This window comes from Novosphingobium album (ex Hu et al. 2023) (assembly GCF_022832385.1).
In the GTDB taxonomy this organism is placed as follows: Bacteria; Pseudomonadota; Alphaproteobacteria; order Sphingomonadales; family Sphingomonadaceae; genus Novosphingobium; species Novosphingobium album.
The window spans coordinates 88,341-104,295 of sequence record NZ_JALHLE010000027.1 but is presented as its reverse complement, the minus strand read 5'-3'; the positions used below and the strand labels follow the sequence as shown (position 1 = coordinate 104,295).

The 15,955-nt window shown below is 61.3% G+C and carries 11 protein-coding genes; 5 read left to right on the top strand and 6 right to left on the bottom strand.

Annotated elements, in window-relative coordinates; genetic code table 11:
• Nucleotides 1-570: 570 nt before the first annotated feature.
• On the top strand, nt 571-1,701 hold the full coding sequence (locus MTR64_RS16020) for a glycoside hydrolase family 5 protein (protein WP_243995454.1): 1,131 nt from the start codon (nt 571-573) through the stop codon (nt 1,699-1,701).
• A 21-nt stretch (nt 1,702-1,722) separates the two neighbouring features.
• On the opposite strand, the gene MTR64_RS16015 is transcribed toward MTR64_RS16020, so the two are convergent.
• The 5 genes from MTR64_RS16015 to MTR64_RS15995 form a co-directional block, all read right to left on the bottom strand.
• On the bottom strand, nt 1,723-3,066 hold the full coding sequence (locus MTR64_RS16015; RefSeq protein WP_243995452.1) for an HlyD family type I secretion periplasmic adaptor subunit: 1,344 nt from the start codon (nt 3,064-3,066) through the stop codon (nt 1,723-1,725).
• A 21-nt stretch (nt 3,067-3,087) separates the two neighbouring features.
• A complete protein-coding gene (locus MTR64_RS16010) occupies nt 3,088-4,824 on the bottom strand; it encodes a type I secretion system permease/ATPase (protein WP_243995449.1) in 1,737 nt (578 codons plus the stop codon).
• A gap of 234 nt (nt 4,825-5,058) precedes the next feature.
• Nucleotides 5,059-5,874, bottom strand: coding sequence for a right-handed parallel beta-helix repeat-containing protein (locus tag MTR64_RS16005; protein ID WP_243995447.1), 816 nt, complete (start codon nt 5,872-5,874; stop codon nt 5,059-5,061).
• Nucleotides 5,875-5,956: 82 nt separating this feature from the next.
• On the bottom strand, nt 5,957-6,919 hold the full coding sequence (locus MTR64_RS16000; RefSeq protein ID WP_243995445.1) for a sulfotransferase: 963 nt from the start codon (nt 6,917-6,919) through the stop codon (nt 5,957-5,959).
• Nucleotides 6,916-8,214 (bottom strand): lipopolysaccharide biosynthesis protein, encoded by a 1,299-nt coding sequence (locus tag MTR64_RS15995; protein ID WP_243995443.1) that lies wholly within the window; start codon nt 8,212-8,214, stop codon nt 6,916-6,918. Before MTR64_RS15995 ends, MTR64_RS16000 begins: the two co-directional genes overlap by 4 nt.
• A gap of 240 nt (nt 8,215-8,454) precedes the next feature.
• On the opposite strand from MTR64_RS15995, the gene MTR64_RS15990 reads away from it, so the two are divergent.
• Nucleotides 8,455-9,477 carry a glycosyltransferase family 2 protein gene (locus tag MTR64_RS15990; protein WP_243995441.1) on the top strand — a complete coding sequence of 341 codons (1,023 nt, stop codon included), beginning with the start codon at nt 8,455-8,457 and terminating at the stop codon, nt 9,475-9,477.
• Here MTR64_RS15990 and MTR64_RS15985 read toward each other — a convergent pair.
• On the bottom strand, nt 9,474-12,485 hold the full coding sequence (locus MTR64_RS15985) for a trifunctional glycosyltransferase/class I SAM-dependent methyltransferase/polysaccharide deacetylase (RefSeq protein WP_243995439.1): 3,012 nt from the start codon (nt 12,483-12,485) through the stop codon (nt 9,474-9,476). The genes MTR64_RS15990 and MTR64_RS15985 overlap by 4 nt on opposite strands.
• A gap of 253 nt (nt 12,486-12,738) precedes the next feature.
• On the opposite strand from MTR64_RS15985, the gene MTR64_RS15980 reads away from it, so the two are divergent.
• Genes MTR64_RS15980 through MTR64_RS15970 form a run of 3 tightly spaced genes read left to right on the top strand, consistent with a single transcriptional unit; the run spans nt 12,739 to nt 15,955 of the window.
• Entirely contained in the window at nt 12,739-13,515 is a 777-nt protein-coding gene (locus MTR64_RS15980) for an ABC transporter permease (protein ID WP_243995436.1), read from the top strand.
• Complete coding sequence (locus tag MTR64_RS15975) at nt 13,512-14,786, top strand: ABC transporter ATP-binding protein (protein WP_243995434.1); 1,275 nt, start codon at nt 13,512-13,514, stop codon at nt 14,784-14,786. The genes MTR64_RS15980 and MTR64_RS15975 overlap by 4 nt, the downstream gene beginning before the upstream one ends.
• The gene (locus MTR64_RS15970; protein ID WP_243995432.1) at nt 14,783-15,955 is read left to right on the top strand and encodes a glycosyltransferase family 2 protein; all 1,173 of its coding nucleotides are present in this window, start codon (nt 14,783-14,785) and stop codon (nt 15,953-15,955) included. The genes MTR64_RS15975 and MTR64_RS15970 overlap by 4 nt, the downstream gene beginning before the upstream one ends.

Sequence of the window (15,955 nt, the reverse complement as noted above, 5' to 3'; positions counted from 1 at the left end):
GAAGCTCGTCAACTTCCGTCTGTTCCCCCGGCAGCGGACGCACCGCAAGGAGCGCGGTCATTGGTGGTGCACTCTCTGTTCCATTATCAGTCCGCATCCTGACAGGACTTCCGCAACGACGGGTATGTGCTGCAACACAAAAACCATTTGCAGCTGAGGGTTACACCAGGAATGACGAAGGGTGCTATGCGCCAGACTCAGCTGTTTAGAATTGAGACAGCCCGGCCGCGTAATCTTTACGAATGATTGCCCATCGTTTTGCTGACACCGTCGACGAGCAGGTCGCAGTCGAGCATTTTCCGGGTCCGACTGCGGCCTTCAGGCAGGTTGGGCATCCGGTCCGGCGCAAGGAGTGTCTCGGTGGAAACGGGTCGGAACACAATTGCATCACGATTCCCAAATCGGATATGCTGCTTGTGGTTGCGACGCCATGGCTCGAGGGTTTTCGGGCAGGTTTTCGATGGCGCAGGCCGGTCGGGAACAGTGTCGCGCCATTCTGGCGCGCTATGGTGTCACAGGCCACAATGCACTAGCAGGTGAATCAGGAACCCGGCAGGAGACAATTCAGGAATGCGTAACGAACTCTTGCGGCCGCTGGCAGCGCTCTTGCTGCTGACCGGATGCGGCGGCGGATCGGGCACGACAAGTACTCCCACGCCCACATCGACTGCCACGGCTACGCCAACTCCCACGCCGACGCCAACTCCCACACCTACTCCGACGCCCACTCCAACCCAGACATTTCCCTATACGCCGATCGCCGCGCTGACCGCCTCGGTTGGATCGAGCTTGCCGCTCGGCAAGTGTATCAACATGGGCAATCAGCTGGAGGCCCCGAACGAAGGCGACTGGGGCCGCAAGATTCTGGATTCCGATTTCCCGTTCATCAAGTCGGGCGGGTTCGACACCGTTCGCATCCCGATCCGCTTTTCCGGACATGCCGGCAGCACATCGCCCTATACGATCGATTCCACGTTCATGACGCGGGTTCAGCATGTTGTGTCGACTGCCAACAATGCCGGATTGAACGTCATCATCGACATGCATGCATATAGCGAAATGAGCACCGATCCTGCGGGCCAGCTCGATCGTTTTGTCGCGATGTGGCAGCAGATCGGCGCAGCCTTTGCTTCCTACCCGTCAAATGTCTGGTTCGAATTGCTGAACGAACCGACCGGATCGCTGACCAACAGCAACCTGCTTGATGTCTATGAACCGGCCCTGGCGGCCATTCGCACCACCAACCCGTCGCGACTGGTGATCATGGGAGGCGGAACGACGTCCAACATCAGTTCTCTCGCGACGCTGAAGATGCCGAACGATCCCTATGTCGTTCCCACCTTCCATTACTATGACCCCATGGAATTCACGCACCAGGGGGCGACATGGATCACTCCCACGCCGCCTCTGGGTACGACTTTCGGAAGCGATACGGACTACGCCAATCTCAGTGCGGATCTCGCGCTGGTGACTGACTATTACACGCGGACGGGCCGCGTGCCGTTCGTCGGGGAATATGGCGCCTACGAGATCATCGATACGGACCAGCGTGCGACCTATTACGGGGCGGTGAGCCACGCTTTCGCTTCGATCGGCATACAAAGCTGTGCCTGGTCCTATGTGAATACCTTCCAGCTGCGCGGCAGTTCGGACTGGATTACGCAGATCACCGATCTGATCACGACAACCACCACCAAGTAACCGGCAGGAAGCCCCCGGCGCTCAGCTTTCCAAAAACGCGCGGGCGAACTGGTCGCGCAGGGGCTTGGTGATGTAGGAGAGCATCGTGCGGCTACCCGTCGTGATGAAGACTTCTGTGGGCATGCCCGATTTCAATTCGATGGCACCATGCCGCTTGAGGTCTGCCTGGGACAGCCTGACACGGGCGCGGAAGTAGCTGCTCCCGGTCCGGGGGTCCTGTGCCCGGTCCGCAGATACAAATACGACCTTGCCGGTTATCTCGGGCGTCGAGGGTGCGCTGAACGCAGAAAAGCGTACGCGCGCAGCCTGCCCTTCATGAACCTGGTCGATGTCCAGCGGACTGATCTGTACAGCGACCTCCATCAGGTCATTGTCGGGAACGATCTCTACGATTTGCTGTGCCGGCGGAATGAAAGTGCCGACAGTGCTGAACGCAAGCTTGTCGACGACACCGCCGTAAGGAGCCCTCACGGTGCTGCGATCGAACGTGTCGCTGGCTGACGCTGCCCGGACCCGCTGGTCGTTCAGTTGCGCGTTCACGGCCATCAACTGGGTGCCGGCATCAGACCGCGCGGTCTGATCGAGATTGATGATCTGCTCGCGCACCTCGCCGATCCGGGCCTGGCTTTGGCCAATCTGGGCCGACAGCGAAGCAGACTGGCCTTTCAGTTCCACCGCGGTGCGTTCAAGCTGGTTGAGGCGGTTGATGGAGACCAGGCGCTTTTCCCACAATTTGCGCAGGCCGTCGCGCTCCGGGACGATCAGGGTATATTGCTGGTTGGTCGCCGTCATCTGAGATCGGCTGGCAACGATATCCTGCTGGTATTGTGCGATGCGCTGGGTCAGCTGGCCGCGCATGCTGGCATTCTTCTGCCGGTCCAGCTCGAACAGTCGCTGCTGATCTTCCATAGCCTGCGTTGCAGCGGGATCCTTGCTGTTCACCAGTTCGTCCGGAAAGACGATCGAAGGCCGGGCCAGTTGAATGGCTTCAAGCCGGGCGCGGGTGGCCAGCAACTGCGTGACGGTCATGCCCGCATATTCGGCGTTGGCACCGCTGACTGTCGAATCAAAGCGGATCAGCACGTCTCCCTTTTTGACGTGGTCACCTTCCTTGACGAGTATTTCCGAGATCACGCCCCCCATGGGGTGGGCGATTTGCTTGACCAGCGATTCTGCCTGGACCTGTCCTGAGCCGGTGACGGCACTGCCCATCGGCAGCAAAGCCGCCGCGCCGACTATGCCGACTACGAAGACCGAGACCGAAAGGGTGGCGGTGCGCACCGAACCCGCCATGCTTTCGCGCATCTGGTCGGCAGCCTGCAGGGCCTGCCTGGCCGTGGTGACTTCCATCAACATCGTGGACATGAGTGTTTCCTGACAGGAATTTCAGGCCGATGCGGCAACGCGGACGGCGGGCGTTTGGCGCGAACCAGGCTGGAGCACACGGGAAAGGACTTCGTCTTTCGCCCCGAAATCGCGAGCCTGGCCGTTATTGAGGAACAGAATGTGATCGAGGGCATCCAGTACGACCGGACGGTGCGCCACGACGACCACGATGGCCCCTCGCTCCCGCGCGCTCCTGATCGCCTGGATCAGGGCAATGTCGCCTTCGTTGTCGAGATTGGCGTTGGGTTCGTCCAGTACCAGCAGGAAGGGATCGCCGAACAGGGCCCGGGCGAGAGCAATACGCTGGCGCTGCCCGCCGGACAGTGCAAGTCCGTCAGAGCCCACGGGCGTCTCGTAGCCGAGCGGAAGCTGGACGATCATGTTGTGCGCGTTGGCGGCCTTGGCCGCAGCGATGACCTGTTCACTGCGTACGGCAGGGTCGAAGCGGGCGATGTTCTGGGCGATCGTCCCGTCGAAAAGCTGGACGTCCTGCGGCAGATAACCGACGTGGCGCCCCAGATCATCGGGGTGCCATTGCTTGATGGCCGCGCCATCGAGCCGCACATGGCCAGCGATCGGCTGCCAGATCCCGGTCAGGGCGCGGGCCAGAGTGGACTTGCCAGAACCGCTGGGGCCAATGATGCCGATGCCGCTGCCTGCCGATAGTGCGAAGTTGATGTTGCGCAGCGTTGGCCGGCCCACTGCGGGCGGGCCGAGCGTGAGGTCCTCCACCGACAGCCTGTCCTTGGGCGCGGGCAATCTGGTGAATTCGCCGTAGGACGGAAGCCGGGCAATCAGTCCGTTGAGACGGCGCCAGGCATCGCGTGCCGATGCAAAGCCGCGCCAGTTTGCGATGGCCTGATCGACCGGGCCGAGCGCGCGCGCGGACAATATCGAACTGGCGAAGATGATGCCGCCCGAAGCTTCGCCGCGGATAACGAGCAAGGCGCCCACCGTCAGCACGGCTGACTGCAGAAACTGGCGGAAGCCCTTGCTGACCCCGCTCAGAAGTCCCGCAAGCCGCGAGTAATGCTGCTGTTTTTCCAGGTAGTGCGCGTTGATGGAAAGCCACTGATCGTTGGTCCGGCCTTCCATGCCCAGTGCCTTCAGGGATTCGGCATGCCGGCGGTTCGCCTCGGCTACAGCGGAACGGGTTGCCGATATCGCGGCGAGTTCACGAATGCCACTGGCGGACAGGCGTGCGTTGAGCACGGTCAGCGCGATCATGATGACGACGCCGGCCAGAACCGCTGTGCCGAGCCAGATATGCAGCATTGTTATGAATACGAGGAACAGGATAATCCACGGCAGGTCGATGAGGGCCGCCGGTCCGGGGGAGGCCAGGAAGGACCGGACCTGGTCAATGTCGCGGACGGGCTGCATCGTTTCGACCGCGCTGTATCCGTTGACCGAAAGGTGGCTGATCGACTGATGGATGCGGGGAGCGAGTTCAAGGTCCATCGATGCCGCGATCTTGGACAGGATGTTGCTGCGCAAGACGTAAAAGAAGCTCTGGAACGCATAGATCATCGTGATCATCAGCAGCAATCCGAACAATGTCGGAAGGCTGTGGCTGGGCAGCACTTCGTCGTACACCAGCATCATGTAGATCGAGCCGCCCAGCAGCAGGATGTTGAGAACGATGCTGAGCAGAGCGACGGTAACAAGACCGGATCGTGCTTTCTGGAGCACCTGATCCAGCGGTTTGTTTGCGCGCTCCTCAAAAGTTGCGGCCATTTCCAACTATAACCTTCGTGCAACAGTGCGCAGACGAGCCCTGATGATTGCCAGTTCCCCGGGCGACCCGCGTCATCCCGGAGCATCGCCGCGCCCTGCTGTGGACACAGCCATGCGACCGGGAAGCTAGCGGACGATGGTTAATATTCGGTCTATAGGTGGTTCAGTCGGCAGGATCCGGGCAGGGCGCCGCAAAGGTGTCGAGGGGGCACGCCGTCGCCTGAGGATCCAGGTTCAGCGTGCCCGCGGGCGGTCTGCGTCCACGTTGCCTTCCACGGTGCAGTCGGTGCAGCGGAAGACGCGCACCATGACTTTGTTCTGCGCGTCGTCAGGCATTACGGCTACATTGTTGGTGATGACGCAATGGCGGCAGTCATAAACCGCGACACCGTTCACGCGGTACGCGCGTATCCAGTTGTCCGATATGGTGATGCGATCGAACCCGCCGTCGTCGATGCCGTTGCGGATGTGGTTGAAGGCCGTAAAGCCCTGCATCTCGCCATCGGACCGGTTGCGTAACAGTTTCACATCCTGGGTAATGCCCCGCTTGGGGGAAGACCACATCTGGATGCAGTCCGGGTGCGCCTCCCCGGTGTTGAAATTGCGGCATGTGCTGTCAGTTACGGTAATGCGCTGGGATGAACCGATGTTGATGCCGTCGATCGTCATGTTGTCGATCTCGGCCCGCGTGACTTTAACATCCTGAGACTGGGCAATGACTAACCCGCGCGTTGCGGAGGTCATGTGCACGGCGGAAAATTCGATGTTGCGGCTGTTGCGGACGTGAATGGCATACCCCGTGTTCACCCTGCCGAAACTGCCGCCGACAATGCGCACCCCCTGCGAATTCGTAACCTCGAGCGTGGCCCGGGCCATGCCCATGTCCAAAGTGATGGGCTGGAGCCATTTCTTGCCCTGGATTGAGATTTTCCCGTAGTCACCAGCGGCGAGGACAATTTTCTCTCCTGCGCGCGCATTGGCGATGATGGTATCGAGCGTGGCAGGAGTGGCGGTGGCCGCAGAGGCTGCGATGAACACAAGAAGCGACATGGGTTGACCTCCCAGAGAAATCCATCCCCCTGTAAGCGTGACCGCCAGAATCAGCCCTCCGGCAATAGCAAAGACAGCTAGTTTACCCAAGGCTTTCCAATCGGTTGTCAGGCGTAGGCGGCTGGGGCGTCGAATTTGCCATTGGGTACTTCAGGTCCGTCAGATCGACGGGGCAGTATGATTGCAGGCGGCGGTTCCCCGATGCGTAATCGGCAGGGAGCCGATCCCTGATCACGGTTTCAAGCTTCGTGCGGTAGTGCGTGGAAAAAAGGCGCTGATGATATGCGAGCCGATACAGGAAATTGCCCAGCGGTGTCAGCGATCGGGGGGCATCCGGATAGAGTGGAGTCGGCCGTAGCCGGTTTGCCAGCCGCAGCAGTGGCGTTCCTCCATCCGGCGGACTCTTGCCCGCCCCCATGTTGGTAGACGGCATTTCATCTCCCGCGAGCCCGGGGACACCGCAGTGCTTCAATATGGCTTCCAGAAAGGCGCGGGGGTTCTTCGCCAGCAGCTCCTGCGGAAGGACCAGTACGCTGTCCGGTCCGAATACCCGGGCATATTCGTCCGCCAGCAGGTCAAAGCGCAGGCAGATCGGATCGAAGCCGTAATAGCCGGGCTCGCACGTATCATTGAGATCGAAAAAGCCTGCTTCGGCCAATGAGCCGCCCCGCTTGATATACTGCTGGTAAAGCGAGCGCATGGCTGCCGATTGACGGCGTACGGTCAGCAAGATCTTCGCTTCCGGAGCAATCGCGTGGAGGCGCTGCACGTACGCCTTTGATTCCCGGGCGCCGAAGAAGGGGTTGGCCACGAGATTCTCGTTGCTGATCACATCGATCGCGGCCTTGGGGCCTTCAGCACGGCGCAACGATATCGCGTGGCGGGCGGCTTCCGGATCGAACGCAAAATCGTGCGGTCCCACGATCCACTTCTGCACGTCCGCCGGCTGCATTAGCATACGGAACCAGCGGGCATCCGTGAACAGCTCGTTTTGCAGCCAGGTTGTCGCTGTCTTGTGGAAGCCGGGATGGATAAGCAAAGTCATAGCACGATTTTCCGCGTCACGGGCTTGACCTGCCCGGTTATGATATTGATGCCGGTAAGGTGGCGGACGGCCACGAAGCTGGCGACGTTGCGTGCTGCCATGGTCAGGCCGATGAAAACGCTGACGCCCGCGAGCCCGCCCCATCGCGCCGAGAGCGGAGCGAATATCAGAAGAAACGCCAGGCTGGTAAGCGTAATCGCCAGATTGGTCCGTTCCTGTCCGCACATCGCCAGGGTCAATCCGCAGGGGCCAGTCGCCACATAGATCGCCTGAACAACCGCCATGATCCGCAGCACCGGGACTCCGGCCACGAACTCGTCTCCGACAAGCTGCAGGATCTGCGGGGCAAACACAAACATGGTGAGCAGCACGGGCGCTGCGAATGCAAGGGAAAGGCGGGTTGCGCTGCGGCCCAGTAGTGCGATCCGTTTCAAATCGCCTGCCGCCCGGGCGGCACTTATCCGGGCGGAGAACACGCTGTACAGCCCGACGGTGATGATGGAAAGGACGCTGCTCACCTGATAGGCGACGCGATAGAGCCCCGCCTCATAGACTCCCAGGACGCCGGCCACCGTGACAAGGCTGTACCAGTCGGCGATGTTCAGCGCGATTGCCACGCTCCACAAAGGCAGGGCGACCTTCAGCAGGTCGCGGAAGGGAATGCGCAACCCGGTGCCGTCCGAGACCGTGTAACGCAGGCCCGCCAGAACGGCGCCTGCGCCGGTGATGATTCCTGCCAAGGCGGTAAATGTCAGAATCTGTTCCACGGAGCGAAGCGTTCCGGTCAACAAGACCAGGCTGACCGCCACCGGGATGAACAGAACTTCGATCGACTGGCCGAAAATGAACGATTTCTGGGATCGCAGGATGGCGCTCATGATACGCGTCAGGGTTCTGGACACGAAAATCACGGCCAGCAGGACGGTCATTGAGAATGACTGGTCGGATTTCATCAGCAAGTGCGACACTTTATGGCCGCCCAGCAAGAGAACGCAGCTGATGGCCAGCGCGATCAGCATCGACCATCCGACCACCCGTACATAAGTGTACCGGTCAATTGATGTTCGCAATGCCACCGTACGGGACAGCTCGCGAACGGAGGCCATGTCCAGTCCGCCCACTGCGATGACGGAAAGGAACATCGCGGTCTGGGTGACCAGGCCGTAAACGCCGTTGGCTTGTGGCCCCAGCGTGCGGCCGATGTAGAATGTGACAAAAAAGCCGGCAAGAACCGAACTGCCGCGAATGGCCAGTGCAGCCAGTGGCTGAAAGTGCTGCTTCAGTTTCGCTATCATTCGGCCCGAATCCACACGATCTGTTGGAAGATCGGCCCGGAACGGCCGTCAGCCGCCACAGGTCCGTAATGTTCTTGTTGCACGCGCGAAATCCAGGTGCCTCACCTTACCGGTGTCCTGATACGCAGACATGCCAACGCTCATCAACAATTTACTCCAAAGCTGTAAAAGAAACGTGCAATGCTGATGTGTCGAATGTCCCCCCGAACTGCTGCGCTGCGGCAAGGAAATCCCTGAACCATGACTGGTGATCCCAGCCTTCCCCTGATCAGTGTCGTCATCCCGGCCTACAACGCGCAGGATACGATTGCTCAGACGCTTCGTTCTGTGCAGGCGCAGACTTACAGTGCTCTCGAGATCATCGTTGTCGATGACGGATCGCGCGACGACACGGCCCGGATCGTGGAGCAGTTCGCTGCTGATGATCAGCGGATACGGCTCGTGCGGCAGGAGAACGCCGGAGTTGCCAGGGCGCGAAACAACGGCTGGCATCAGGCCCGCTCCGACATCATCGCCTTCGTGGACGCTGACGATCTGTGGACGCAAGACAAGATCGCGTGCCAGTACGCCGCGCTTCAGGCCGCGGGCCCTCGCGCCGGGCTGGTCTATTCCTGGTATGTTATGATCGATGACGGCAATCGTGTGACCTACCGGGGGGAGGGGCCGACCTTTGCCGGTGCCGTGCTGGACACCTTGCTCATCAACAACTTCATCGGGAACGGCAGCGCGGTGCTGGCCCGCCGGGAAGCGATCGCAGCGGCCAACGGATATGAGCCGGCGCTGTTCGATGCCAGTGCCCAGGGCTGTGAGGATATTCTCTTTTATTGCCGCGTGGCGGAGCACTACGAGTTCGCGGTCGTCGAGGATTACCAGATCGGATACCGGCAACTGCCCAATGCCATGTCCGCCAACCTGCCCCGCATGCTCCGCTCATGGATCATGGTGCTTGACGAGATGAAGGCAAAGCATCCTGAAAAGAAAGGCCTGATCCGAAAGGGGTTGCGCGCCTATGCGAACTGGACCGCGCGCCGTGCCGTTCACCGCCGCCAGATCGGCGTGGTGTTCCAACTAGCAGCGATTGCCGCGGCCCGATCGCCGGCGGTGGCCCTTGGCATGATCCTGGGCACGGCGCCGGCGACGGCATTCGAAGCGCTGCGCTGGCGAATCCCCGTGGGCCGGAAGGCAAGCAACAGCCAGGCGGCGAGCGCCGCAGCAGAAAGCACACCGTCCCGATTTTCGGTTGGCAGTATTTTCGAAGGCTAGCGTCCGACCAGGACTGCAAATTCATCCAGCCCGATGCCGCCTCGCACTTCCTGACGGCACAGCGCCAGCGCGTCGGCATCAGCGTTGACGAGGCCGTCGACGCAGGTGACCGCGGAGCTGTATCCGCAGCGGGCGGCCATGCCGCGTATCGCCGGGTCAAACGCGCCGAAGGGGTATGCGAAGGATGTTATCTCCCGTTCCAGCCTTGCCTCCAGAATAGCTTTGGATCCGGCCATCTCGCGGACCAGCTCTTCGGGTGACATGCCGGTAAGCGGAACATGCCGGACGCTGTGGGCGCCGATCGTCACGTCGCAATACGCAAGCGATGCGATCTCGGTCCAGTCCAGGATCGGCGCGGGGGGACCATGTCGGCTGTCCCAATCCGCGCACTTTCCGACGGCGCGGGTGGGAACGTAGAGAACCGAGGGAAAACCGAAGCGATGGAGCAACGGCAATGCGCTGTCCATGAAATCACGGGTTGCATCGTCGAACGTGATAACCACCGCGCGTTCAGGCAGGGGCTCTCCCGCGGCAAACACTGCGTGGAGCCGCTCCAGCGTAATTCCGGTGAACCCGTTGTCCCTCAGCCAGGCCAGCTGTGCGGCGAACGCTGAGGGGCTTGTGCGCCATTGTGCTAGGTTCTCAGGCCCATCGTCGGCAATGCGATGATACATGAGGACAGGGAACGGGTTCCAGCTGCTGGCGACGGGGGCCTGACGTCCACCTCGCCACACCACTTGCTCCGCGATACGCCGGGGCAGCGGATACGCCATGTTACCATCCCGAATTTCGGGCGCAGGCGGTGCATCGGCGGCAACCCGTTCAAAGCACTGGAGGCGGTAGAGCGGCATGCGGACGTCTTTCGTCAGTGCAAGCGCTGGCTCGGATGTGAAAGCATCCCCGATCGTTTTTCCGCCGAAGGTGTGCGCCCAGTTGAATCCCGTCACGTCGGGGTCGTCGACGAGCAGGTTCGCGTTCGCCATCACCAGCAGACCGCCAGGGTTGAGGTGTTGTGCTGCCTTCGATGCGAAGGCGCACACCGCATCAAGATCGGGCAGATAGTAGAGCACTTCGCTGCAGACAATGAGGTCGAAGGTGCCGGGGATATCATCGGTGAGCAGGTTCAGGCGGCGGGCCGTGACGCCGGGATATGCGGACAGGGCTTTGCCTGCCCGTTCGACCGCGGCTTCCGAAATATCGGTGGCGAGCACCTCGTCGCACACTTCTGCAAGGCGCTTCGTGAATTCACCCTCGGCGCATGCCAGCTCCAACGCACGCCCGAACCGGCGTCCGCCGGTCAGCGCCAAAGTCTGGCCATATTTCATGGCTTCGTAGGCGTTGCCCTTGTAGTCCCACGGGTTTTCGTCGCTGTAGAGATGTTCCCAGAAGGCCTCTTCTGCGTAGTCGATGGCCTTGCCGGGTATCCCCCATTTCAGGTTCCGGGCCTCATCGGAATGTGCCGGTTTCTGGCTGCGGGCCTTTTCGCATTCTTCGGCGATGATCCGTTCGACCTCGCCGTCCAGCGCCTGCAGGCCCGGATAGGCCGGGGCGGCATCGTAGAGGAGGTCGAGCACGTTGGCGTAAGGCCAGCGGCCCGCCCGCGTGTCGCGCTTCAGGCAAGCGCGCGCATAAGCCCGCCATAGCCGGATTGTGTTGTGTCGCGACCGGAACCGGCCTTTCCAGCGCCTGAGCGGCCCCTGTCTGAGGCGAAGCCGGGCCAGATCTTCTCGCAACGCAGCCGAATCGACCCGGGCCCGAATGGCGGCCGCAAGCGCTTCGCCGGACATTCCCCCGAAGATGGCCGCATCAAATCGACACAGCTCTCTGTCCTGAAACAGGACAACGCAGCGCAGGCGTTCGCACCCGGGCTGGCTGATGTTGCGAATTGCGCAACCAAGGTCGACGACCTCGAGGTGTGCACTGCCTATGGTCAGCGGGCGCGTCCCGCCCACCTGATCCAGAATGCGCATCGACAGGACCGAGAGGATCCGGCTGCCCAGGTTTGCTTCCTGGTCTTGTTCATCAAGCCAGTTTGCCAGTTGCCGTACGCCCGCATCGACGCGCGGCCACAGCTCGGGCCATGGCGGACTAGTCGCGAAGGCGCCTACGACCATGGCATCTTCGAGAATGGAGCTTGCCATGCCGGCATCAAGGCTTGGATCGAGGGGTTCGGGCACCCGCGCCAGGACTGCAACCGGATCGATATTCCGGCCGATGGCAGCGCCCGCCACCCACAGGGCATGCGACCAGACGGCATCCTGCAATCCGGCGGCGGGTTCTCCTTCGGCATGGGCGGGCGCGGCACAGTTGATCCGCGGATCGGCCTGGTGGCCAACCCGCACCACGCGGAGTCCGTCCTCAAGGTGCCGTATCAGGTCGCTGGACAACGAGCCGGCGCGGACATGCACGTCGACACAAAGATCGGGTACCGCCCGGAACACCGTGCCCATGCGGGCAATCCGCTGCCACAGGTCCCAATCCTCGCAGATCCGCAGCGTGCTATCAAAGCCCCCGGCGGAGCGGATGGTTTCGCTGCGGGTAAACGCGGCGTGAATGGCAAACGGGCAGGACCGTGCCGTGACGGCAAACGGATTGTCGAGTTGCTCGGCCGGGTGTGCCGTCCACCACGGCGCGTTATCGCGAATGCGCCGCCATCCGCAATGGAGAAGGCCAGCTTGCGGTGCGGCCTGCGCCGCTTCCAGCATTACTGCGAAATGATCCGGCGAGAGTTCATCGTCCGCGTCAAGGAACTGGATCCACGTTCCTTGTGCACCGGCCAGGCCTGTGTTGCGGGCGGCGCTGGCGCCGGCATTTTTCTGCTTAGTTAACTTGATTCTAGGATCTTGCGCGGCATGACGCTGGACAGTCGTGGCGGTGCTGTCGGTCGAGCCGTCGTCTATTACCAATGCCTCCCAGTCCGGCATGGTCTGCCGGAGCAGGCTTTCGACTGTGCGATCGATGGTGGCGGAAGCGTTATAGGCAGGTATGATAACGGAAACGGAAGGCATCGTGTCTCCAGTGTGGTGCGTCTTTGTTGCGTCAAATGCAACATGCGCGGCGCAAGAACTGAAACGGTGCGTCACGATAGCAGGACTTTGAAAGGTTTCTAAAAAAATTGTGCACTGCGGCGTAATGGCTATAAGTCAGTCGAAATCAGAGTGCTGCGGCTTTATCGCGCGAGAACGGAGTTTGTATTTCACGATGCCAGTATTCACGGCAGCCAGCGTACAAGCCGATCCGGGCGAAATGAGGGGGTAACAAGTGAACCTGCATTCGCGCAGCGCCCTGCATTGGCGCGATTTGCTGCTTGAACTGGTCAGCCGGGATCTCAAGATCCGTTATCAGCGTTCCGCGATTGGTCTGGGCTGGTCGCTGATGAAGCCGTTGAGCCAGTTGCTGATCTTTTCGCTCGTGTTCAGCTCCGTGTTGCCGCTCAACATCGATAACTACACAACCTTCGTGTTCACCGGGGTGCTGACGTGGAGCTGGTTCAATACTTCGCTCACCTCGTCTACCATCGCAGTTACCAGCAACAAGGAACTGGTTCGCCGTCCCGGTTTCCCTGTGTTCCTGCTGCCCGTGCTCACGATCATCAGTCAGGGGGTGCACTTCCTGCTCGCGCTGCCGCTGCTGCTGCTGTGCGCCTTTATCCAGACGGGATTGCCGGGCCCCGCGATACTCGCCCTGCCAATGATCATCATCGTGCAGTTCCTGCTGACGCTGGGCATTTGCTATCTGGCCGCAGCCGCGCATGTCTATTTTCGTGATGTCGAGCACATCGTGGGAATAGGCGTTATGCTGGGCTTCTACGTTACGCCGGTTTTCTATCGGCCGCTTGATGCCGCGCACAGGTTTGCATTCCTGTCAGAGCTTAACCCTTTTGCCTGGCTGCTGAACTGCTATCGCGACGTTTTCATAGGTCATACATTTCCTGATGGGATCATGGTCGTAAAGTTGTTGTGCGTCGCCATCCCGCTGTTGATTGGCGGTGGGTGGGTCTTTCGGCAGGTCAGCTTCCGTTTCGTGGATGAGATATGAAGCAAGGCGCGATTGTCGTACAGGACGTGGGTAAGTACTACCGCAGCCGCAACGCCGGCCGCCCCACGACGCTCAAGGGTTACCTGTTGTCCGGGCGCTCTGCGAAGCAGGCCGGGCGCGAGGCCGGGTATTGGGGCCTGCGGCACGTCAGCTTCACGGTTCCGCGCGGCCGGTCGGTCGGCGTGGTCGGACTGAACGGTGCCGGAAAATCGACACTCCTGCGCCTGATTGGCGGCGTGGGCCGGCCAGACGAAGGCAGCATCCGTGTCGCGGGCCGTATCGGTGCCTTGCTGGATATTGGCGCGGGCCTGACCGAAGATCTCAGCGGCCGCGAGAACATCTATCTTCTGGGTGTGATCGCCGGGATGCTGCGATCCGAAGTCGATGAGCAGTTCCAGACGATTGTGGCCTTCGCAGAGCTTGAAGAGCACATCGAAGCACCGGTTCGCACCTATTCGACCGGCATGCGCATGCGGCTTGCCTTTGCTGTTGCGATCCATACCCAGCCGGAAGTCCTGCTCATCGACGAAGCACTTGCCGTGGGTGACAAGGCGTTCCAGCACAAGTGCTTCGCCCGCGTCGCTGAAATTCGCGCGACGGGTTGCACGATCTTCCTTGTGTCTCACGACGTCGAGCAGATCGACTCCCTGTGTGACGATGTCCTGTTCCTGAAGGCCGGCCGTGTGGTCGCCTACGGGCCGAGGCAGGAGACGCTCGCGCTATACGCTGCGACGCTAGAGTCCAAGGTCTCCGATGGCCACCCTCATCTGTTGCCGGTGCAGGAAACCGATCCGCGCCTGGAAGATGAGGTCAACCGCTATGGCTCGGGCAAGATGGAGATCGGCAAGGTCGTCTTCCATGACAGTGCCGGTGAGCCGGTCGAGGCGATCCGCAGCGGCGATGCGTTGCACGTGACATTCGAATTTCAGGCGATGCCTCAGGTGGAGGAGGCCATTGCCGTCCTGGGCATATACGCCGAGGATAATACCTGCTGCTTCGAAACGAACACGCAGCTTGAAAGCGTTCTGGTGCCCGTGCACGGCGGCAAGCTTACGGTGTCGATCGGCCGCCTGGACCTCACGCCGGCGCAATATCGCGTGACGGTCGGTCTCTTCTCGGCGGACTGGAACGAGGTCTATGACTACCATGCCGAAGTCTATCCCTTGCGGATAATCGGCTCGCGTCCAGCCAAGGGCCTGCTGAACCCGCCGGTGCAATGGCAGGCAGAGGCCAGCGTGGCACCGGACCTGGCCGAAAAAGGTGTGGTGTGAGGCTGTCGGTCCTTGACCTCGATTTCGACACCCTCCCGGAGCAGCTTGACCAGCCGGAAGGATACGATGGCGCTGTCGTGCTTCTGCGCCTCGACGGGCTGCCCTGCGGTCAGGCTGTCGTCTGGTACGATCAGTACGATCCCGACATTCCCCTGGCACGTCAGTTGGCGCAGGCCGCCAACTCGTCGTTCTGGGAGCGCTGGGTGGCCCGGGAAATGGGCGTACCGGCGGCTGAGCCCATTCCGCACCGGCAACCCAGCGTCGCGATCGCCATCTGCACGCGCGAACGGCCGGATGACCTGAAGCGATGCCTCGATGGCCTGCTGGCCATGTCCATCCAGCCGCCCATCGTCGTCGTCGACAACGCGCCCAGGACGGACGCTACGCGTGACGTGGTCGCGCAGTATCCGTCTGTGCGGTATGTTGTGGAACCCAGGCCGGGGCTTGATTACGCCCGCAACACCGCATTCGATCAGGCCGAAGGTGAGATTATCGCCTTTATCGACGATGACGCCGTGCCTGATGCGGACTGGATCTCCTGTCTGCTGCGCAATTTTGATGATCCGCTGGTGATGGCCGCCACCGGGCTGACAATGGCACTGGAACTGGAGAGCGAAGCGCAGGTTGCCTTCCAGAAGCTCGGAGGCTTCGGGCGCGGTTTCAAGCGCGTGACATATGATGCGGTCGTTATCGACCCGTTCGACAGCTGGAAGGCCGGTGCGGGCGTCAATTTCGCTGTCCGCCGGTCCGCTGCGGATATCGTCGGAAGGTTCGATCTCGCTCTGGGGGCTGGGACAACCGCACAGGCCGGTGATGAGACCGACTTCTTCCGGCGGCTGCTCGCGGCGGGCTACAAGATCGTCTATGATCCGCAGGCGATGAACTGGCACCGGCACCGCCGGTCGATGGAGGAACTGGAACGGCAGATCTACGGCTACGAATGCGGTTCCTTCGCGATCCTGACCAAGGCCCTGCTGTTCGAGCGTAATCCGCGTGCCCTGGCGCGTATTGTCAGATGGTGGCGCTACCAGATTCCGGCGCTGCTCCGTTCTGCCAGGAAAACGGGCGGGGGCCATCTTCCGTTCCGCATTCCGGTCGTCCAGACGCGCGGCGCCTGTGCCGGGCCGGGTGGATACCTGCGCGCCCGCCAGAAAGCCAGGCAGGCATAG

Bases quoted from the DNA above. Each gene is read 5' to 3' on its own strand.
- MTR64_RS16010 (WP_243995449.1), bottom strand. From the start codon at position 4,824: ATGGCCGCAACTTTTGAGGAGCGCGCAAACAAACCGCTGGATCAGGTG.
- MTR64_RS15995 (WP_243995443.1), bottom strand. From the start codon at position 8,214: ATGATAGCGAAACTGAAGCAGCACTTTCAGCCACTGGCTGCACTGGCC.
- MTR64_RS15985 (WP_243995439.1), bottom strand. From the start codon at position 12,485: ATGCCTTCCGTTTCCGTTATCATACCTGCCTATAACGCTTCCGCCACC.
- MTR64_RS16005 (WP_243995447.1), bottom strand. From the start codon at position 5,874: ATGTCGCTTCTTGTGTTCATCGCAGCCTCTGCGGCCACCGCCACTCCT.
- MTR64_RS16020 (WP_243995454.1), top strand. From the start codon at position 571: ATGCGTAACGAACTCTTGCGGCCGCTGGCAGCGCTCTTGCTGCTGACC.
- MTR64_RS15975 (WP_243995434.1), top strand. From the start codon at position 13,512: ATGAAGCAAGGCGCGATTGTCGTACAGGACGTGGGTAAGTACTACCGC.
- MTR64_RS15990 (WP_243995441.1), top strand. From the start codon at position 8,455: ATGACTGGTGATCCCAGCCTTCCCCTGATCAGTGTCGTCATCCCGGCC.
- MTR64_RS16015 (WP_243995452.1), bottom strand. From the start codon at position 3,066: ATGTCCACGATGTTGATGGAAGTCACCACGGCCAGGCAGGCCCTGCAG.
- MTR64_RS16000 (WP_243995445.1), bottom strand. From the start codon at position 6,919: ATGACTTTGCTTATCCATCCCGGCTTCCACAAGACAGCGACAACCTGG.